Genomic DNA, 19,544 nt, shown 5'->3' on the forward strand with positions numbered 1-19,544 from the left:
GCAAGGTACCGTCGGATATGAGGCACCAGGAGTCGGCTGCACCAAGCCGCTCCCAGGCGAAGGGGAAGCACCTCGTGGCACGCATCGGTGATGGCGGCGACCTGCTCAAGTGCTCGTTCTGCGGAAAGAGCCAGAAGCAGGTGAAGAAGCTCATCGCAGGCCCGGGTGTGTACATCTGCGACGAGTGCATCGACCTCTGCAACGAGATCATCGAGGAGGAGCTGGCGGAGTCCTCCGAGGTGCGCTGGGAGGAACTGCCCAAGCCCCGCGAGATCTACGAGTTCCTCGAAGGCTATGTCGTCGGGCAGGAGCCCGCGAAGAAAGCTCTCTCCGTCGCGGTCTACAACCACTACAAGCGGGTGCAGGCGGGCGAGACCGGCGGCGCGCAGGGCCGCGACGACGCCATCGAGCTGGCGAAGTCGAACATCCTGCTGCTGGGCCCGACGGGCTCCGGCAAGACGCTGCTGGCGCAGACGCTGGCCCGCATGCTCAATGTGCCGTTCGCCATCGCCGACGCCACCGCCCTCACCGAGGCGGGCTATGTCGGCGAGGATGTCGAGAACATCCTGCTGAAGCTGATTCAGGCGGCCGACTATGACGTCAAGAAGGCCGAGACCGGGATCATCTACATCGACGAGATCGACAAGGTCGCCCGCAAGAGCGAGAATCCGTCGATCACCCGCGATGTCTCGGGCGAGGGTGTGCAGCAGGCGCTGCTGAAGATCCTGGAGGGCACCACGGCCTCCGTCCCGCCGCAGGGCGGCCGCAAACACCCCCACCAGGAGTTCATCCAGATCGACACGACGAACGTCCTGTTCATCGTGGGCGGCGCGTTCGCCGGTCTGGAGAAGATCATCGAGTCCCGGGCCGGGGCCAAGGGCATCGGCTTCGGCGCCACGATCCGCTCCAAGCGCGAGATCGAGGCCAGCGACCAGTTCCAGGAGGTCATGCCGGAGGACCTGGTGAAGTTCGGGATGATCCCCGAGTTCATCGGCCGGCTCCCCGTCATCACCTCCGTGCACAACCTGGACCGCGAGGCCCTGCTGAAGATCCTGGTCGAGCCGAGGAACGCACTGGTCAAGCAGTACCAGCGGCTGTTCGAACTCGACGGGGTCGAGCTGGACTTCGACCGCCCCGCCCTGGAGGCCATCGCCGACCAGGCGATCCTGCGCGGCACGGGCGCGCGCGGGCTGCGGGCCATCATGGAGGAAGTGCTCCAGTCCGTGATGTACGAGGTGCCGTCCCGCAAGGACGTGGCCCGGGTCGTCATCACGGCGGACGTCGTGCGCAACAACGTCAATCCGACGCTGGTGCCCCGGATCGTCAAGAACGACGGCCGGCACGAGAAGTCCGCCTGACCGCACGGCCGTACACGTAACTCCGATGTCCGACGTCCAGGGGGCGCCTCCCGCCGGGGAAGCGCCCCTTCACCGTGCACCGGGTCAGACCCTCGTCCGGCCCGTCGTGTGCAGCTTGGCGGCCAGCTCCGCCAGCCTGTCCTGGGTGAACGAGCCGTCGCCGCCGCCGAGCATCGAGGCCAGGTCGAGGCCGATCACGGCGGTCACGGTGCTGTAGTCGGCCCAGACACAGATCGGGACCTCCCACTCCTTGATGGTCCGGGTGTCGTCCTTCGGGACCATCTTGGCCTTCTGGCACTTCATCAGCGCGCCGTCCAGACCCGCCGGGGAGACCACCTGGGGCGAGCCGATCAGCTTCACCGACATCTCGTCCTGGTCCGTCGCGCCCTGCTCGGCGGCGTCGAAGTACTTCTGGATCGCCTGCTCCGGCTCGGAGACCTCGCCCCACACCCCGTTCACCATCAGCATGCGCTGCTTGAGCGGCTCGGTCTCGGAGCCCGCCCGGTACTCCGCCCGCACCTCGCGCGGGTTCTTGATGCCGACCTTCCCGGCCTCGTCCTTCTCCTTGCCGGACATCTCGCCGCCGTCGCGCAGCTCGCCCCGCTTGAACTCGTCGAGCGCCGCCGGCGGGGAGAGCTTGTACCCCTTGGTGGCGCCGGAGACCGCGCCGCTGTCGCCGTCGCCGCTGTCGCCCAGCAGCAGGAACGCGCCACCGGCGACCACGGCCAGCGCCACCACGGCGGCACCGATGATCAGGCCGGCCTTCTTCCCGCCCGTCCCGCTCTTCCCACCGGGCGGCGGGGGCGGGACCTGACCGGGATACGGGGTCTGCCCGTACGGCCCCGGCTGCTGCGGCGGGCCCCACGGGCCGGGCTGCTGCTGCGGGGGCTGCCCGTACGCTCCGGGTCCCGGCTGCGGCTGCTGGGCGTACGGATTGGGCTCGCCGCCCTGCTGCGGCGGCACCCCGGGAGGTGCCTGGCCGCCCGGGCCCGGCGGGGGCGCCTGCTGCGGATAGCCGTATCCGGGCGCCGGGTGCTGGGGGTAGCCGTAAGCGGGCTGCGGGGCCTGCTGCGGCTGCTCGTACGGCCCCTGCTGCGGCTGCTGTCCGTACGGCCCAGGCTGGCCGTGCTGTCCGTGCTGTCCGTGCTGTCCGTGCTGCCCCTGCTGGCTGGGCTGTCCGTAGGGACCCGGCTGGCCATAGGGGCCGGGCTGCCCGTACGGTCCCGGCTGCTGCGGCTGTCCGCCGCCGTACGGCCCCGGCTGCTCATGGCTCATTCTGGGTTCCCCTCCGGATGACTCGTGTCGTGCGCACATCCTCACCCAGCCGCGAGCCGCCGGAAGCGGCCGGGGTCACACCGTTACCGAACTTTCCCGTTTCAGTACGGCGCTGTGACACCGATAAACTGGGCCCGTGACCGAGAACACTCAGCAGCAGCCAGCCAGCACCCCCGAACTGCCGACCCAGTACGCGCCGGCCGAGGTAGAGGGGAAGCTGTACGAGCGCTGGGTAGAGCGGGGCTGGTTCACGGCGGACGCGAAGAGCGAGAAGCCGCCGTACACCATCGTCATTCCCCCGCCGAACGTCACCGGAGCGCTGCACCTGGGACACGCCTTCCAGGTCACCCTGATGGACGCGCTCACCCGGCGGAAGCGGATGCAGGGCTTCGAGACGCTCTGGCTCCCCGGTATGGACCACGCCGGCATCGCCACCCAGAACAAGGTCGAGCAGCAGCTCGCCGAGGAGGGCAAGTCCCGCCACGACCTGGGCCGTGCGGAGTTCACCGAGCGGGTGTGGCAGTGGAAGGACGAGTACGGCGGCCGGATCCTCGGCCAGCTCCGCCGGCTCGGCGCCGGCCTGGACTGGAGCCGTGAGCGCTTCACCATGGACGAGGGGCTGTCCCGCGCCGTCCAGACCATCTTCAAGAACCTCTACGACGACGGCCTGATCTACCGCGCCGAGCGCATCATCAACTGGTGCCCGCGCTGTCTCACCGCGATCTCCGACATCGAGGTCGAGTACCAGGACGACAACGGCGAGCTGGTCTCCATCCGGTACGGCGAGGGCGACGAGACCCTCGTCGTCGCGACCACCCGGGTCGAGACGATGCTCGGCGACACCGCCGTCGCCGTCCACCCCGACGACCCGCGCTACGCGCACCTCGTCGGCAAGCGGATCAAGCTGCCGCTGACCGACCGGACGATCCCCGTCGTCGCGGACACCCATGTCGACCCCGAGTTCGGCACCGGCGCGGTCAAGGTGACCCCCGCGCACGACCCGAACGACTTCGCCATCGGCCAGCGCCACGGCCTGGAGTCCCTCACGGTCATGGACGAGCGGGCGGTCATCACCGTCCCCGGCCCCTTCCAGGGCCTGGACCGCTTCGAGGCCCGTTCCGCGATCGTCCAGGCGCTGCGCGAGCAGGGCCGGATCGTCGCCGAGAAGCGCCCCTACGTCCACTCCGTCGGCCACTGCTCCCGCTGCCACACCACGATCGAGCCCCGGCTCTCGCTCCAGTGGTGGGTCAAGGTCGGCCCGCTGGCGCAGGCCGCCGGTGACGCGGTGCGCGACGGCAGGGTCGAGATCCACCCCGCCGACCTGTCGAAGCGCTACTTCGACTGGGTCGACAACATGCACGACTGGTGCATCTCGCGCCAGCTGTGGTGGGGCCACCGCATCCCCGTCTGGTACGGGCCGAACGGCGAGGTCGTCTGCGTCGGCCCCGACGAGCAGCCGCCCGCCGGCGAGGGCTGGACCCAGGACGAGGACGTCCTCGACACCTGGTTCTCCTCCGGCCTGTGGCCGTTCTCCACCCTCGGCTGGCCGGAGCGGACCCCGGACCTGGAGAAGTTCTACTCCACCGACGTCCTGGTCACCGGCCACGACATCATCTTCTTCTGGGTCGCCCGGATGATGATGTTCGGCCTCTACGCCATGGACGGCGAGCCGCCGTTCCGCACCGTCGCCCTCACCGGTCTCGTCCGCGACGAGAACGGCAAGAAGATGTCCAAGTCCAACCCGAACTCGGTGGACCCGCTGGACTGGATGGACGCGTACGGCTCCGACGCCGTCCGCTTCACCCTGGCGCGCGGCGCCAACCCCGGCGCGGACGTGCCGATCGGCGAGGACTGGGTGCAGGCGTCCCGCAACTTCGCCAACAAGATCTGGAACGCCACCCGGTTCGCCCTGATGAACGGCGCCACCGTGGAGGGCGGGCTGCCGGCCGCCGAGCGGATGTCGGCGGCGGACCGCTGGATCCTGTCCCGGCTGAACAAGACCGTGGCCGAGGTCGACGCCTTCTACGACGACTTCCAGTTCGCGAAGGCGTCCGACGCCCTCTACCACTTCGCCTGGGACGAGGTCTTTGACTGGTACGTCGAGCTGTCCAAGACGACGTACTTCGCCGGCGGCGAGCAGGCCAAGGTCTCCGCGCGCGTCCTCGGCGAGGTCCTGGACGTGACGCTGCGGCTGCTGCACCCGGTGGTCCCCTTCGTCACCGAGACCCTGTGGACCACCCTCACCGGCCGGGAGACCCTCGTCACCGCCGAGTGGCCCGCCGACAGCGGCTTCCGCGACGAGGCCGCCGAGCGCGAGATCGAGCTGGTCCAGCGGGTCGTCACCGAGGTCCGCCGCTTCCGCAGCGACCAGGGGCTCCAGCCGGGCCAGAAGGTCCCGGCCCGCCTCGGCCTCGACGGCACGGCGCTCGCCCCGCACGAGGGCGCCATCCGCCAGCTGCTGCGGCTCCAGCCGGAGGGCGAGGGCTTCAGCGCCACCGCCACCCTGCCGGTGGCCGGGGCGACGGTCGCGCTCGACCTCTCCGGCACCATCGATGTCGCCGCCGAGCGCAAGCGGCTCGCGAAGGACCTCGCGGCGGCCGAGAAGGAGCGCCAGCAGGCCACGGCCAAGCTGGGGAACGAGGCGTTCCTCGCCAAGGCGCCGGAGCCCGTCGTCGCCAAGATCCGCACCCGGCTCGCGCAGGCCGACGAGGAGATCGCCCGCATCACGACGCAGCTCTCCCGCCTGCCCGAGGCGTGACGGGCCGGTGAGTCCGACCGAAGGCCCCGGCGTCCGCGCCGGGGCCTTCGGTCCGTCCCGCCCCCCTGTCGGCCCCCCGGCAAGGGCCCTGGATGATGGGGGCATGCAGGTCACGACCGCGTCGTACGCGCGGCACCGCCTCATCGCGGTGAGCCGCAGATACGCGCAGCGATGGACCACGTCCCCGCGTGCGGTCGATGTGATCACCGCGCTCGGCTGCCTCGCCCTGATGGTGCTCGACGTCCCCGGCCTCGCCGACGGCGACAACCGCCTCACCGGTCTCACCGCCACCCTGGTCCTCGCCGCCGGGGCCGCCTCCCTGCTGGTGCGCCGCCGCGCCCCCTGGGTGCCCTACCTCGTCGGCCTGCTGCTGCTCGCCTGGCTCCATGAGCTGACCCTGGTCCAGTTCGCGCTGTACTCCCTGGGCCGGTTCCGGGGCCGCCGCGCCGGGGTGCTCTCCACCCTCGGCTATGTGGCCGTCGCGTTCACCCTCTTCAACCTGCCGGGCTGGCCCGAGCACCACGCCGAGTCGCTCGCCGACTTCCTCTCCCTCGTCGTTCCCATCGGCGTCCTGGCCTCCGGCGTCGGGGTTGCCGCCTACCGGCAGGACCTCGTCCGCGAACTGGAGGCCCGCCGCGCGGAGACCGCCGCGCTCCAGGCCGTCCGGGACGAGCGGATCTCGGTGGCGCGGGACGTGCACGACCTGGTGGGCCGGGAGCTGACGGTGCTCGCGGTCCGCGCCGAGGTGCTGTCCGTACGGGCCCGGGGCACCCCGCAGGAGAAGAACTTCGAGGAGCTGGCCGACACCGCCCGCCGGGCCCATCTGATGCTCAACGACACCATCGTGCACCGTGCCGACGAACGCACCGCGACCCCCGGCCTGGAGGGGCTGCCCGCGCTCGCCGAGGAGAGCGGGCGGATGGGCAGCCCGGTCACCCTGCGGGTCGCGGCGGACGCCACCCGGCTCTCCCCGCTCCGTCAGACCGCCGTCTACCGGGTCGTCCAGGAGTGCCTGACCAACGCCGCCAAGCACGCCCCCGGTGAGCCGGTGACCGTCAGCATCGGCCTGGAGGGCTCCCGGCTGCGGATCGTCGCCCGCAACGCGCTGCCCCGGTCGGCGCCGCCGACGGAGCCCGTCTCCAGCGGCACCGGGACCTTCTCCATGCGGGAGCGGGTCCGCTCGCTGGGCGGCACGCTCACCGCGCGCGCCGATTCGGGGGCGTACGAGGTGGTGGCCCTGCTGCCGGCCGGCTGGCTGCGCCCGGAACCCGGCCGCTGGTGGGAGGGGTGAGAGCGGGGGAGTATGCGTCGCCGCGCCCGGGCGGGTGAGCCCGGGGCGGCTGCCGAGGGCCTGGAGCCTAGACTGGTCCCGTGAGTGAGCATCCCGCGGAGCCCGACCCGTTCGATGAGATCGTCGAAGCGGAGACCGACCGAGACCCCGATCTGGCGGTGATCGAGGCCGGGAGCCGCACCCTGCGCGCCCGTACCGGTCCCCAGGCCGACGCGGTCCCCTCCCGCCCCGCCGACCCCGAGGTCGACAAGGCGCTGCGCGCGGTCGAGGCGGACCTCGCCTCCCGCTGGGGCGAGACCAAGCTGGACCCCTCGGTGGCCCGGATCGCGGCGCTGATGGACGTCCTGGGCGAGCCCCAGCACGCGTACCCGTCCATCCACATCACCGGCACCAACGGCAAGACGTCCACGGCCCGCATGATCGAGGCCCTGCTCTCCGCGTTCGAGCTGCGCACCGGCCGCTACACCTCCCCGCACGTGCAGTCGGTCACCGAGCGGATCAGCCTGGACGGCGCCCCGATCGACGCCGAGCGGTTCATCGCCACGTACGAGGACATCAAGCCGTACGTGGAGATGGTCGACGCCTCGCACGACTACCGGCTCTCGTTCTTCGAGGTCCTCACCGGCATGGCGTACGCGGCCTTCGCGGACGCGCCGGTCGATGTCGCCGTGGTCGAGGTCGGCATGGGCGGCACCTGGGACGCGACCAACGTCATCGACGGCTCGGTGGCGGTGGTCACCCCCATCGCCCTGGACCACACCGACCGGCTGGGCTCCACGCCTGCCGAGATCGCGGTGGAGAAGTCCGGGATCATCAAGCAGGACGCGACCGTGATCCTGGCGCAGCAGCCGGTGGACGCGGCGCAGGTGATGCTGAAGAAGGCGGTCGAGGTCGACGCCACCGTGGCCCGGGAGGGCATGGAGTTCGGCATCGTCTCGCGGGAGGTCGCCGTCGGCGGCCAGCTGCTGACCCTGCGCGGGCTCGGCGGCGAGTACGAGAACGTCTTCCTGCCGCTGTACGGGGCCCACCAGGCGCACAACGCGGTCGTGGCGCTCGCCGCGGTCGAGGCGTTCTTCGGCATCGGTTCCCAGCACGCCCGCACGCTGGACGTGGAGGTGGTCCGTTCGGCGTTCGCGGCGGTCTCGTCGCCGGGCCGGCTGGAGATCGTCCGCCGCAGTCCCACGGTGGTGCTGGACGCCGCCCACAACCCGGCGGGCGCGCGGGCCACCGCGGAGGCGGTCGCCGAGGCGTTCGGGTTCTCCCGGCTGATCGGGGTCGTCGGCGCGAGCGGCGACAAGGACGTCCGGGGGTTCCTGGAGGCCTTCGAGCCGATCTTCGCGGAGATCGTCGTCACGCAGAACTCCAGCCATCGCGCGCTGGACGTGGACGCGCTGGCCGCCGTCGCCGTCGAGGTCTTCGGCGACGAGCGGGTGGTGGTCGAGCCCCGGCTGGACGAGGCCCTGGAGGCGGCGATCACGCTGGCGGAGGAAGAGGCCGAGTTCGCGGGCGCCGGGGTGCTGGTGACCGGTTCGGTGATCACGGTCGGCGAGGCCCGGCTGCTGCTGGGGAAGGGCTGAGGAACAGCATGCGTACGCTCTGCGCGTCCACTTTGATCGGTGAGTTCTTCGTGATCGGCTTCGCCGGTCTGGTGGCGATGAAGGACCCGGACCTGACGATGGGCACGGTCTGGACGGTCTGCGGCATCGCGATGGTGATGTCGGTGCTGCTCTGCGGGATGATCGAGCGGCCCGGCGGGGTCCAGCTGGGCTGGGCGCTCCAGATCGGTCTGGTCCTCAGCGGCTTCGTGGTCCCGGTGATGTTCTTCCTGGGTGCCTGCTTCGCCGGTCTGTGGTGGGCCTCCGTCCACTACGGCGGCAAGATCGACGAGGCCAAGGCCCGCTGGGCGGAGCGGCAGGCGGAGCCGGACGGGGCCCGGGCCCAGGGCTGAACGGGGGACCTGTAGCCTCGGCTGCACCGCACCCGTAAGTCTGCAAGGAGCTGCCACATGACCCAGCGCACCCTCGTTCTGCTCAAGCCCGACGCCGTGCGGCGCGGGCTGATCGGCGAGATCATCGGCCGGATCGAGGCCAAGGCCGGCTGGACCATCGCCGCGCTGGAGCTGCGGACCCTGGATCTGGCGACCCTGGAGCAGCACTACGGCGAGCACCGGGGCAAGCCCTTCTACGAGCCGCTGATGGGCTTCATGTCGTCCGGTCCGGTGGTGGCGCTGGTGGTCGACGGCGAGCGGGTCATCGAGGGCGTACGGCAGCTGGCGGGTCCCACGGATCCGATCGCCGCGGCCCCCGGTTCCATCCGCGGTGACTTCGGCACCATTGTCCGGGAGAACCTGATCCACGCGTCGGACTCGGAGGAGTCCGCCATTCGGGAACTGAAGATTTTCTTTCCGGGACTCTCCTGACCTGGCATCAGCCAAACAGCGCTCTTGACCTGGGGCGACCGAAGGAATTCGGTCGCCCTTCGGCATATGCGAACGCAATGCGGGAACGGATCGGCACAACGCTTCGTCACCTATACAGAGGTGGACCACCGCGCCGCTCCCCCGGATGCGGCATTACGATGGAAGCCTCACGCCACACACCCACACCGCCCTCCTGAAAAGCCGTCAACGCTCGATTCGGGAAGGCCAGACGCATCCTCATGGGGACAACATGTCGTTCATCGGCCGTGATATGGCTGTCGACCTCGGGACCGCCAACACGCTGGTGTACGTCAGAGGTCGTGGCATCGTTCTCAACGAACCGTCCGTCGTCGCCATCAACACCAACACGGGCGGGATTCTCGCCGTGGGCGCCGAGGCGAAGAAGATGATCGGCCGGACCCCGGGCAACATCGTGGCCGTCCGGCCGCTGAAGGACGGCGTCATCGCCGACTTCGAGATCACCGAGCGGATGCTCCGCTACTTCATTCTCAAGATCCACAAGCGGCGTTATCTCGCCCGCCCCCGGGTCGTGGTCTGTGTGCCCTCGGGCATCACGGGAGTGGAGCGCCGCGCCGTCATCGAGGCGTCGACCCAGGCCGGCGCCCGCCAGGTGCACATCATCGAGGAGCCCATGGCGGCGGCGATCGGCTCCGGCCTCCCCGTCCACGAGGCCACCGGCAACATGGTGGTCGACATCGGCGGCGGCACCACCGAGGTCGCCGTCATCTCGCTCGGCGGAATCGTCACCGCGCAGTCCATCCGGGTGGCCGGCGACGAACTGGACAACGCCATCATCCAGCACATCAAGAAGGAGTACTCGCTGCTCCTCGGCGAGCGGACCGCCGAACAAATCAAGATCACCATCGGGTCCGCGTACGACCTCGACCAGGACGAGCACACCGAGATCCGCGGCCGGGACCTGGTCTCCGGCCTGCCCAAGACCGTGGTCATCTCGGCCGCGGAGGTCCGCAAGGCCATCGAGGAGCCGGTCAACTCGATCGTCGACGCGGTCAAGACCACCCTGGACAAGTGCCCGCCGGAGCTGTCCGGCGATGTGATGGACCGGGGCATCGTCCTCACCGGCGGCGGCGCGCTGCTGCGCGGTCTGGACGAGCGGCTGCGCCGGGAGACCGGGATGCCGATCCATATCGCGGAGGACCCGCTGGACTCCGTGGCCCTCGGCTCCGGCAAGTGCGTGGAGGAGTTCGAGGCGCTCCAGCAGGTGCTGGACGCCCAGCCGCGCCGGTAGCGGAGCCGGCGGCCGCGGCTGCCGTCGGGACAGGACGGGGGGCACGATCGTCCCCCTGGGGCCCTTCGGGTCCCGGGGGGAGCCCCTGTATGGGTGCCTGCCGGTCCGTACAGCTGATCGTTGATATACAGATCTCCATTCCGACCATTCCTACGAGGAAGGCACGGCCGCCGCACGTGAGGGACACACGAGAGAGCCGTCTGCTCCTGGTGCTGCTGATCGCCATCGCGTTCGCACTGATCACGGTGGACATCCGGGGTGGCGAGGACTCACCGCTCGACGGCGCCCGGCAGGCGGCCGCCACCGTCTTCGGGCCGGTGGAGAAGGGGGTCGCCACCGCCGTCGACCCGGTCGGCAACGCCATCGCGGCCGTCCGTGACTCCGGCGAGCGCCATGACCGGGTCACCGTCCTGGAGCGGGAGAACGCCGAACTCAGAGCGCGGCTCGGCAGCGACGACCGCAACCGCAGCCGCGCCCGCGAGCTGGACAGGATCCTCCGTACCGCCGGAGCCGGCCAGTACGGCATCAAGGGCGCCCAGGTCATCGCCATAGGAGCGGCCCAGGGCTTCTCCTGGACCGTCACCCTCGACATCGGCTCCCAGGACGGCGTCGAGCGCGACATGACCGTCCTCAACGGGGACGGCCTGGTCGGCCGGATCACCACCGTCGGCCCCCACACCTCGACCGTGCTGCTCGCCATCGACCCCGACTTCGCCGTCGGCACCCGGCTGGAGAAGAGCGACGAGCTGGGCTTCGCCAACGGGCAGGGCGCCCGCCCGCTCTCCGTCCAGCTCTTCAACGGCAAGCACAAGGTGAAGAAGGGCGACCGGCTGGTCACCTTCGGCTCCCACGGGAACAGGCCCTTCGTGCCGGGCGTCCCGATCGGCGAGGTCGTCCGCGTCGACCCCTCCGGCGGCGGCCTGACCCGCACCATCCATGTCGAGCCGTACGCGGGCTTCAGCAAGCTGGACATCGTCGGCGTGGTGGTGCAGGCGCCGCGTACCGACCCCCGGGACACCGTCCTGCCGCCGAAGCCGCGCAAGCCGCAGCCCGTGCCGACGGTCACCGTGACCGTCACTCCGGGCGCCACCCTCCAGGACGGTACGGAGGTCCAGGGCGGCACCGGCGCCGACGCGCGGGACGGCACCGGCACCGGCGTGGACGCGCAGGGCGGCCGGGACGCCCTCGACTCCCCGGCCCCGGGGCTCACCCCGGGCCCCGTTCGCTCCCCGGCCGCCGCCGCTTCCCCGGGCACCGGCACCGGCGGCGACGACGACCAGAAGAACCAGCGGCAGTAGGGGCTGATCCGTCATGCGTTTCAATCGGGTGCTTCTGACCACCACCCTCGTCGTGGTCGCCCTCGTCGTCCAGGTCTCCGTCCTCGCCCGGCTCCAGCTCCCGGGCGCCACGCCCGACCTGGTGCTCCTCACCGTGGTCGCGCTCGCCCTCGTCCACGGCCATGTCTCCGGCGCCCTGACCGGCTTCGGCGCGGGCCTCGTCGCCGACCTCGCGCCCCCCGCCGACCACGCCGTCGGCCGGTACGCGCTGGTCCTGTGCGTCATCGGCTATCTCGCCGGCCTCGCCCGCCCGGAGAACGGACGGATCAAGTCCGCCACCGTTCCCATGCTCGTGGTCGTCGGCGCCGCCATCGGCTCCACCCTGCTGTACGCGGGGGTCGGCAACCTCGTCGGCGACACCGCCGCCGGCGGCATCGCGGGGCTGCTCTTCACCGCCGCCGTCTACGACCTGCTGCTCGCGCCGTTCACCGTCCCGCTGATCATGGCGGTGGCCCGGCGTGCCGAGAACGACCCGCTCGCCGACGCGCAGAACGCCACCGGTGATGTCTCCTCGGGCTGGCTCGCCTCCGGCACCGGCCTGCGCATCGGCAGCCAGCGCGGGGGCCTGCGGATGAAGGCCGCCCGCAACCGGGTCGCCCGCGCCGGACGCCTGAGGGGGGCCAAGCGCCTGTGAGCAACATCCCGGAGACCGGCCGGACCCCCCGGGTCCAGATCCGGCTCGTCGTCATCCAGGTCCTCGTCTTCTCCCTCCTCCTCACCCTCGGCGGACGCCTCTGGTACCTCCAGATCCGCAACGGCGACGACTACGTCGACCAGGCCAAGAACAACGGCGTCCAGCGGGTTGTGCAGCCCGCCGTGCGCGGCTCCATCCTCGACGCGCGGGGCGTGGCCCTCGCCGACAACGAGACCCGGCTCGTCGTCTCCGCCTCCCGCACCGAGCTGATGCGGATGAAGGACGACGGCAAGGCGGTCCTGACCCGGCTCGCGGAGGTCCTCGGCCTGACGCCGAAGGAGGTCCAGGACAAGGTCCGGCTCTGCGACTCCAAGACCCCCAAGCCGTGCTGGAACGGTTCCCCGTACCAGCCGATCCCGGTCACCGACGACGCCACCACCCAGCAGGCCCTCCAGATCCGCGAGCGCGCCGAGGACTTCCCCGGCATCACCGCCGAACCCACCGCCGTACGCCGCTACAACGCCCCCGGCAAGGCGAGGACCGCGCAGGTCCTCGGCTATCTCTCGCCCGTCACCGACGAGGAGATCGAGAAGGCCAAGGAGTCCGACTCGCCCTTCCTCCGCTCCGACCAGGTCGGCCGCTCGGGCCTGGAGCGCACCTACGACAAGGCGCTGCGCGGCAAGGCCGGGGTGACCTCCTACGAGGTGGACAACCTCGGCCGCGTCATCGGCGAGGCCGCCCGGGACCGGGGCCGGCCCGGCGCCAACCTCGTCACCTCCATCGACGCCCGCGTCCAGGCCGTCGCCGAGTACGAGCTGAACGGCGCGATGAAGGCCGCCCGCAAGGAGCTGGACAAGAACAACACCGGGGTCAACTACAAGGCCGACGCCGGTGCCGTGGTCGTCATGGAGAACAACACCGGCCGGATCATCTCCATGGCCTCGCAGCCCACGTACGACCCCAACGCCTGGGTCGGCGGCATCTCCGGCAAGGACTACGAGCGGCTCACCGACAAGAAGTCGAACTACCCCCTCATCAACCGCGCCATCCAGGGCGGCGCGGCCCCCGGCTCGATCTTCAAGGTGGTCTCCTCGACCGCCGCCGTCAACGCGGGCTACCCCTTCGACGGCACCTACCCCTGCCCCTCCTCGCTCAGCTTCGGCGGCCGGGAGTTCAAGAACTTCGAATCCCGCGGGTACGGCTCGATCTCCCTCGGCCGCGCCCTCGAAGTCTCCTGCGACACCGTCTACTACGGCCTCGCCCACCGGGAGTGGATCAAGGACGGCGGCATCGAGCCGAAGAAGAAGCCCGGCGACTGGTTCTACCGGACCGCCCACCAGTTCGGCCTGGGCGCCCCCACCGGGATCGACCTGCCCAACGAGATCCCCGGCCGCGTCCCCGACCGCCAGTGGAAGCAGAGCTACTGGGAGCAGCTGAAGGACAGCTGGTGCCGCGAGGGCAAGAAGGGCGGCAGCTACGTCGAGCAGATCGCGTACGAGAACTGCCTCGAAGGCAACAAGATAAGAGCCGGTGACGCCGTCAACTACTCCATCGGGCAGGGCGACATCATCGTCACCCCGATCCAGATGGCCACCGTCTACGCCGCCATCGCCAACGGGGGCACCCTCTACAACCCCACCGTCGGCAAGGCCGTCATCAGCGCCGACGGCAAGAGCGTCGACGAGATCGAGCCCACCGCGCACGGCCGGCTGCCCATGGACAAGGACACGGCGAAGAAGATGAACAAGGCCCTCGCCGGGGTCGCCACCGTCGGCTCCGCCGCCTGGCGGTTCGGCGGCTGGCCGCACGACCGGATCCCGATGCACGCCAAGACCGGCACCGCCGAGGTCTACGGGAAGCAGACCACGTCGTGGTTCGCCTCGTACACCCGCGACTACACGATCGTCATGACCATCTCCCAGGGCGGCACCGGCTCGGGCGCCTCCGGACCGGCCGTCCGCAAGATCTACGAGGCGATGTACGGGCTGGACGAGAAGGGCAACCAGGACCTGCGGCAGGCGCTGCTGCCCCAGCCGCAGAAGGCGCTGCCGAAGATCGAGTCCGACGGGTCGATCGACGCCCCCGAGGTCCGGCCCTACCGCCCGCGCAAGCCCGTCGACCCGAACGCGCCGCAGCGGACGGGCGCCTCCCCGCCGCCGGCGACCTCGACACCCCCCGCCGGGCAGCGGCCCGGCACCGGCCGCGGGAACCAGCTGGCCGGACCGCCCCCGGCGGAGAGGGACTGACCCATGGCCACCACCAGCACCAGTGGCTTCTCCGTCTCCGGATACGGCCCCCCGCGCGGCGGACTGTGGTCCCGGCTCCGCTCCCGGGACTCCGTGGTCCGCCGGCTCGACTGGCCCCTGATGCTGAGCGCGCTCGCGCTCTCCGGCATCGGCGCCCTGCTCGTCTGGTCCGCCACCCGCGGCCGTACCGACCTGACCGGCGGCGACCCGTACAACTTCCTGCTGCGCCATCTGCTCAACACCGGCATCGGCGTGGCGCTCATGGTCGCGACCGTCTGGCTCGGCCACCGCACCCTGCGCGGCGCCGTCCCGGTGCTCTACGGCATCTCGGTCCTGCTGATCCTGCTGGTGCTCACCCCGATAGGGGCCACCATCAACGGCGCGCACGCCTGGATCGTGATCGGCGGCGGCTTCTCCATCCAGCCCTCCGAATTCGTCAAGATCACCATCATTCTGGGGATGGCGATGCTGCTGGCGGCCCGGGTCGACGCGGGCGATCTGGCCCACCCGGGCCACGGCACCGTCGCCAAGTCGCTCGGGCTCGCCGTGGTGCCGATGGTGATCGTCATGATGATGCCGGACCTCGGCTCGGTGATGGTCATGGTCGTCATCGTGCTCGGGGTGCTGATGGCCTCGGGAGCGCCCAACCGCTGGATCCTCGGGCTGATCGGCGGCGGGATCGTGGGCGCGGTCCTCGTCGCGGCGCTGGGGCTGCTGGACCAGTACCAGATCAACCGGTTCGCGGCCTTCGCCAATCCGGCGCTCGACCCGACCGGCGCCGGCTACAACACCAACCAGGCCCGGATCGCCATCGGCTCCGGCGGGCTGCTGGGCACCGGGCTCTTCAAGGGCTCCCAGACCACCGGGCAGTTCGTGCCCGAGCAGCAGACCGACTTCGTCTTCACGGTCGCGGGCGAGGAGCTGGGCTTCGTCGGCGGCGCGGCCATCCTGGTGCTGCTCGGGGTGGTCCTGTGGCGGGCCTGCCGGATCGCCCGGGAGACCACCGAGCTGTACGGGACGATCGTGGCCGCCGGGATCATCGCCTGGTTCGCCTTCCAGTCCTTCGAGAACATCGGGATGACGCTCGGCATCATGCCGGTGGCGGGGCTGCCGCTGCCCTTCGTCTCCTACGGGGGCTCGTCGATGTTCGCGGTCTGGGTGGCGATCGGGCTGCTCCAGTCGATCCGGGTGCAGCGGCCGATATCGGCATAGGGCCCTGCGTCCGGGTCAGGCCAGGCTGTTGGATCGGGCCGGGTTTCCGCGTCGGGCCGGGCCTTTGGATCGGGCCGGCGGGGACGCGGGCCCGGTACCGCAGTGATGCCCGGGGACAAGGACCGGTTTCCCGCCGCCCCGATCGGGACGGTGAGCGGGAGGCCACGGTTCGCTTCCCTGGGCATCCGTGCTGACCACGGCCGTCACGGAGCCCGCCGCCCGGGTCCGCGGAGATCCTTTCCGGCCAATCACCCCCGGTGATACAACTGTTCGGGTCCCCTGGTGCTCTTATCTCCCAAGGAGCGCACTGCGGGGGGACGCTCCCGACGTTCCGTCGACCGACCCCCGCTGAGCAGGGGGAAGCCAGCTTGTTCGCCAGAAACCGTCAGAACCTCGGCGCCGTGGCACTCACCTCGGCCGTCGCGGCCGCGGCGCTCGTCGCCGGACTGACCACCAGCACCTCCTTCGCCGACACCCCGGGGCCCGCCGCCACGACCGACGGCCTGCTCTCGGACGCCGGGACGAAGGCCAGGAGTGCCACCGGGCTCCGCTGGGTCACGCTGATCACGGGCGACCGCGTGGGGATCGACGCCCGCGGCAAGGCCGTCACGATCGACCGCGCCAAGGGCCGTGAGGGGATACCCGTACGCGCCGTCACCGAGAAGGGCCGCACCTTCGTCCTCCCGTACGACGCCGAGCAGCTCGTCGCCGAGGGCACGGTGGACCGCCGGCTCTTCGACGTCACCGGGCTGAGCACGGCGGAGAGCCGCCGCGCCTACCGCAAGGGCCTCAAGGTCATCGTCGCCTACGAGGGCGGCTCAGGACCGGCCGCCCGCAAGGGCGTCCGCGACGGCGACGTCGAGGTGTCGCGCACCCTGCCGTCCCTCAACGCCGACGCGGTGACCGTCTCCGAGCGCGGCGCGAGCGCGCTCTGGGACGCCCTCACCCGTACCACCGGCGCCCGGACCGCCGCCGTCGCCGGCGTCGGCCACATCTGGCTGGACGCGGTCCGCAGCGCGAACCTGGACAAGAGCGTCGCCCAGATCGGCGCCCCGAAGGTCTGGGAGTCCGGCTACGACGGCAAGGGCGTCACCATCGCCGTCCTGGACACCGGTGTCGACGCCACCCACGCGGATCTGAAGAACCAGGTGAGCGGGGCGAAGAACTTCACCCGGTCCCCCGACGCCAAGGACCGCTTCGGCCACGGCACCCACGTCGCCGCGATCGCCGCCGGCACCGGCGCCCGCTCGGGCGGCCTGTACAAGGGCGTCGCCCCCGGCGCCAAGGTGCTCAACGGCAAGGTCCTCGACGACAGCGGCTCCGGCATGGACTCCGGGATCATCGCCGGCATGGACTGGGCCGTCGCCCAGGGCGCCGACGTCATCAACATGAGCCTCGGCGGCTGGGACACCCCGGAGATCGACCCGCTGGAGGCCCACGTCAACAAGTTGTCCAAGGAGAAGGGCGTCCTCTTCGCCATCTCCGCCGGCAACGACGGCCCCCTGCCCGAGTCCATCGGCTCCCCCGGCAGCGCGGACGCCGCCCTCACCGTCGGCGCGGTGGACGACGCGGACCGGATCGCCGACTTCTCCAGCATCGGCCCGCGCAGCGGCGACGGCGGCATCAAGCCCGACGTCACCGCCCCCGGCGTGGACATCACCGCCGCCTCCGCCCCCGGCAGCGTCATCGCCAGGGCGGAGGGCGAGAAGCCCGCCGGGTATGTGACCATATCCGGCACCTCGATGGCCGCCCCGCACGCCGCCGGCGCCGCCGCCCTGCTCAAGCAGCGCCACCCCGGGTGGTCGGGACAGCAGCTCAAGGCCGCGCTCACCGCCTCCGCCAAGGACGGCGGGTTCACCGCCTTCCAGCAGGGCTCGGGCCGGATCGCCGTCGACAAGGCCGTCCAGCAGACCGTGGTCGCCGAGGAGAACACGGTCTCCTTCGGCCTCCAGCAGTGGCCGCACACCGACGACCGGCCCGTCACCAAGGAACTCACCTACCGCAACCTCGGCGACCAGCCCGTCACCCTGGACCTGACGGCCACGGCCGCCGACCCGCAGGGCCGCCCCGCCCCGGCCGGCTTCTTCACCCTCGGCGCCACCCAGGTCACCGTCCCCGCCGGGGGCACCGCCTCCGTCCCGCTGACGGCCGACACCCGGCTCGGCGGCACCAACGACGGCTCCTACACGGCCACCGTCGTCGCGGCCGGCGGCGGCCAGAGCGTCCGCAGCACCGCGTCCGTCAACCGCGAGATCGAGTCGTACGACCTGACCGTCAAGTACGTCGGCCGCGACGGCAAGCCGGGGAAGAACTTCTCCACCACCCTCTACCCGCTCACCGACGGCGCCCGGGACGCCGGCGCCCGGGGAACCGGAAGCAGCACCTTCCGCCTGCCCAAGGGCGACTACGTCCTGGAGGCACGGCACGTCGTCAACCCCCGGGACACCACCAAGGGCTTCGACCGGCTGGTCCAGCCCCGGCTGGCGCTGACGAAGAACACCACCGTCACCGTCGACGCCCGGACCACCAAGCCGGTGAAGGTCACCGTGCCGAACGCCAAGGCGAAGGCCACCGGGGCCGAGGCCGGATACATGGTCGAGACCGCCGACGGCGGGCTGGGGGTCGGCCACTTCCTCTCCTCGTTCACCAACTTCCGCACCGCGCAGATCGGCCCCAAGCAGCCCACCGGCGTCACGCTGGAGGAGACCTGGCTCTCCCACTGGACCGCCGACCGCGTGAACGAGTACGTCACCGCCGCCGGCGGCCCGGTCAAGCAGCTTTCCGCGGGCTACACCAAGGCGTTCAAGGCCGCCGACTTCGCCAAGGTGTCGGCGGGCGTGGGCGCCTCCGTCAAGGGCAAGCAGGGCGCCACCCTCGCGATGAGCAACCTCACCTGGAGCGGCATCCAGTCCGCGAAGCCGGCCGCGCTGCCCCTCACCCGGACGCTGCACCTCGCCTCGACGGACAAGGCCAACTCGTGGAGCGTCGGCGCCGCCCAGTTCGACAAGAAGGGTGACCCGGAGGCCGAGTACGGCACCCCCGACCGGAACTACCGCCCGGGGAAGACGTACCGCGAGACCTTCAACACCGCCGTCCACTCGCCCTTCATGGACGAGGACAGCGGCATCGTCCGCGAGGGCAACCAGATCTGGGCCCTGGTGCCGCTCTTCGCCGACGGCAGGGGCAACCTCGGCGGATCCGTCTACACCTCGGCGAAGACCACGCTCCACCAGGGCAAGACCAAGATCGGTGAGACCGACGACCCGCTGATCGGCATGGAGCCCTTCACCGTCGGCGCCGCCGACGCCGAGTACACCCTCGCCACCTCCGTGCGGCGCAGCGCCGCCGTGTCCACCGTCGCGACCCGCATCGACGGCTCCTGGACCTTCCGGTCCAAGAAGCCCGCGGTCGCCGACGACTTCACCCAGGTGCCGCTCTCCACCGTGCGCTTCGGCGCCCAGGTGGCGCTCGACAGCACCGCGCCCGCCGGGCGCACGGTGACCTTCCCGGTGACCGTCCAGGGCCCGGCGGCCGGCAAGGGGCTGAAGTCCCTCGCCGTCTCCGTCTCCTACGACGGCGGGAAGACCTGGAAGAAGGCGACCGTGACCAAGGGGAAGATCACGGTCAAGAACCCGGCGAAGGGCAAGGCGATCTCCCTGCGCGGCCAGGTCGCCGACAAGAAGGGCGGCAAGGCCACGGTGACCGTCCACAACGCCTACTTCGGCAAGTAGTCACCCACCGCGC

13 protein-coding genes are annotated in these 19,544 nt (G+C 71.0%); 12 read left to right on the forward strand and 1 reads right to left on the reverse strand.

Annotation, left to right across the window (positions count from 1 at the left end; translation table 11 throughout):
- Positions 1–74 precede the first annotated feature (74 nt).
- A complete protein-coding gene (gene clpX / locus SYYSPA8_RS05500; RefSeq protein WP_323445801.1) occupies positions 75–1,358 on the forward strand; it encodes an ATP-dependent Clp protease ATP-binding subunit ClpX in 1,284 nt (427 codons plus the stop codon).
- Between the two features lie 84 nt (positions 1,359–1,442).
- Here the strand turns inward: clpX and SYYSPA8_RS05505 are convergent, their stop codons facing one another.
- The gene (locus SYYSPA8_RS05505) at positions 1,443–2,633 is read right to left on the reverse strand and encodes a topoisomerase II (RefSeq protein ID WP_407705906.1); all 1,191 of its coding nucleotides are present in this window, start codon (positions 2,631–2,633) and stop codon (positions 1,443–1,445) included.
- A gap of 136 nt (positions 2,634–2,769) precedes the next feature.
- On the opposite strand from SYYSPA8_RS05505, the gene SYYSPA8_RS05515 reads away from it, so the two are divergent.
- From SYYSPA8_RS05515 to SYYSPA8_RS05565, 11 genes are all read left to right on the forward strand, one after another.
- Positions 2,770–5,391 (forward strand): valine--tRNA ligase, encoded by a 2,622-nt coding sequence (locus SYYSPA8_RS05515; protein WP_323445804.1) that lies wholly within the window; start codon positions 2,770–2,772, stop codon positions 5,389–5,391.
- 103 nt (positions 5,392–5,494) lie between these two features.
- The gene (locus SYYSPA8_RS05520; protein ID WP_323445805.1) at positions 5,495–6,682 is read left to right on the forward strand and encodes a sensor histidine kinase; all 1,188 of its coding nucleotides are present in this window, start codon (positions 5,495–5,497) and stop codon (positions 6,680–6,682) included.
- A gap of 80 nt (positions 6,683–6,762) precedes the next feature.
- On the forward strand, positions 6,763–8,259 hold the full coding sequence (gene folC, locus SYYSPA8_RS05525; RefSeq protein ID WP_323445806.1) for a bifunctional tetrahydrofolate synthase/dihydrofolate synthase: 1,497 nt from the start codon (positions 6,763–6,765) through the stop codon (positions 8,257–8,259).
- Between the two features lie 8 nt (positions 8,260–8,267).
- Complete coding sequence (locus tag SYYSPA8_RS05530; protein ID WP_323445807.1) at positions 8,268–8,630, forward strand: DUF4233 domain-containing protein; 363 nt, start codon at positions 8,268–8,270, stop codon at positions 8,628–8,630.
- Positions 8,631–8,687: 57 nt separating this feature from the next.
- Positions 8,688–9,101: a nucleoside-diphosphate kinase gene (gene ndk / locus SYYSPA8_RS05535; RefSeq protein ID WP_323445808.1), complete on the forward strand. Its 414-nt coding sequence runs from the start codon at positions 8,688–8,690 to the stop codon at positions 9,099–9,101.
- 250 nt (positions 9,102–9,351) lie between these two features.
- Positions 9,352–10,371 (forward strand): rod shape-determining protein, encoded by a 1,020-nt coding sequence (locus SYYSPA8_RS05540; RefSeq protein WP_323445809.1) that lies wholly within the window; start codon positions 9,352–9,354, stop codon positions 10,369–10,371.
- 176 nt (positions 10,372–10,547) lie between these two features.
- Complete coding sequence (gene mreC, locus SYYSPA8_RS05545; RefSeq protein ID WP_323445810.1) at positions 10,548–11,669, forward strand: rod shape-determining protein MreC; 1,122 nt, start codon at positions 10,548–10,550, stop codon at positions 11,667–11,669.
- 13 nt (positions 11,670–11,682) lie between these two features.
- Positions 11,683–12,342, forward strand: coding sequence for a rod shape-determining protein MreD (mreD, locus tag SYYSPA8_RS05550; protein ID WP_323445811.1), 660 nt, complete (start codon positions 11,683–11,685; stop codon positions 12,340–12,342).
- Positions 12,339–14,588: a penicillin-binding protein 2 gene (mrdA, locus tag SYYSPA8_RS05555; protein ID WP_323445812.1), complete on the forward strand. Its 2,250-nt coding sequence runs from the start codon at positions 12,339–12,341 to the stop codon at positions 14,586–14,588. Before mreD ends, mrdA begins: the two co-directional genes overlap by 4 nt.
- Before the next feature lie 3 nt (positions 14,589–14,591).
- A complete protein-coding gene (rodA, locus tag SYYSPA8_RS05560) occupies positions 14,592–15,800 on the forward strand; it encodes a rod shape-determining protein RodA (RefSeq protein WP_323445813.1) in 1,209 nt (402 codons plus the stop codon).
- 401 nt (positions 15,801–16,201) lie between these two features.
- Positions 16,202–19,531, forward strand: a complete 3,330-nt coding sequence (locus SYYSPA8_RS05565) for a S8 family peptidase (RefSeq protein WP_323445814.1) — start codon at positions 16,202–16,204, stop codon at positions 19,529–19,531.
- The last annotated feature ends 13 nt before the right edge of the window (positions 19,532–19,544 follow it).

This window comes from Streptomyces yaizuensis (genome assembly GCF_034961445.1).
Taxonomy (GTDB): Bacteria; Actinomycetota; Actinomycetes; order Streptomycetales; family Streptomycetaceae; genus Streptomyces; species Streptomyces yaizuensis.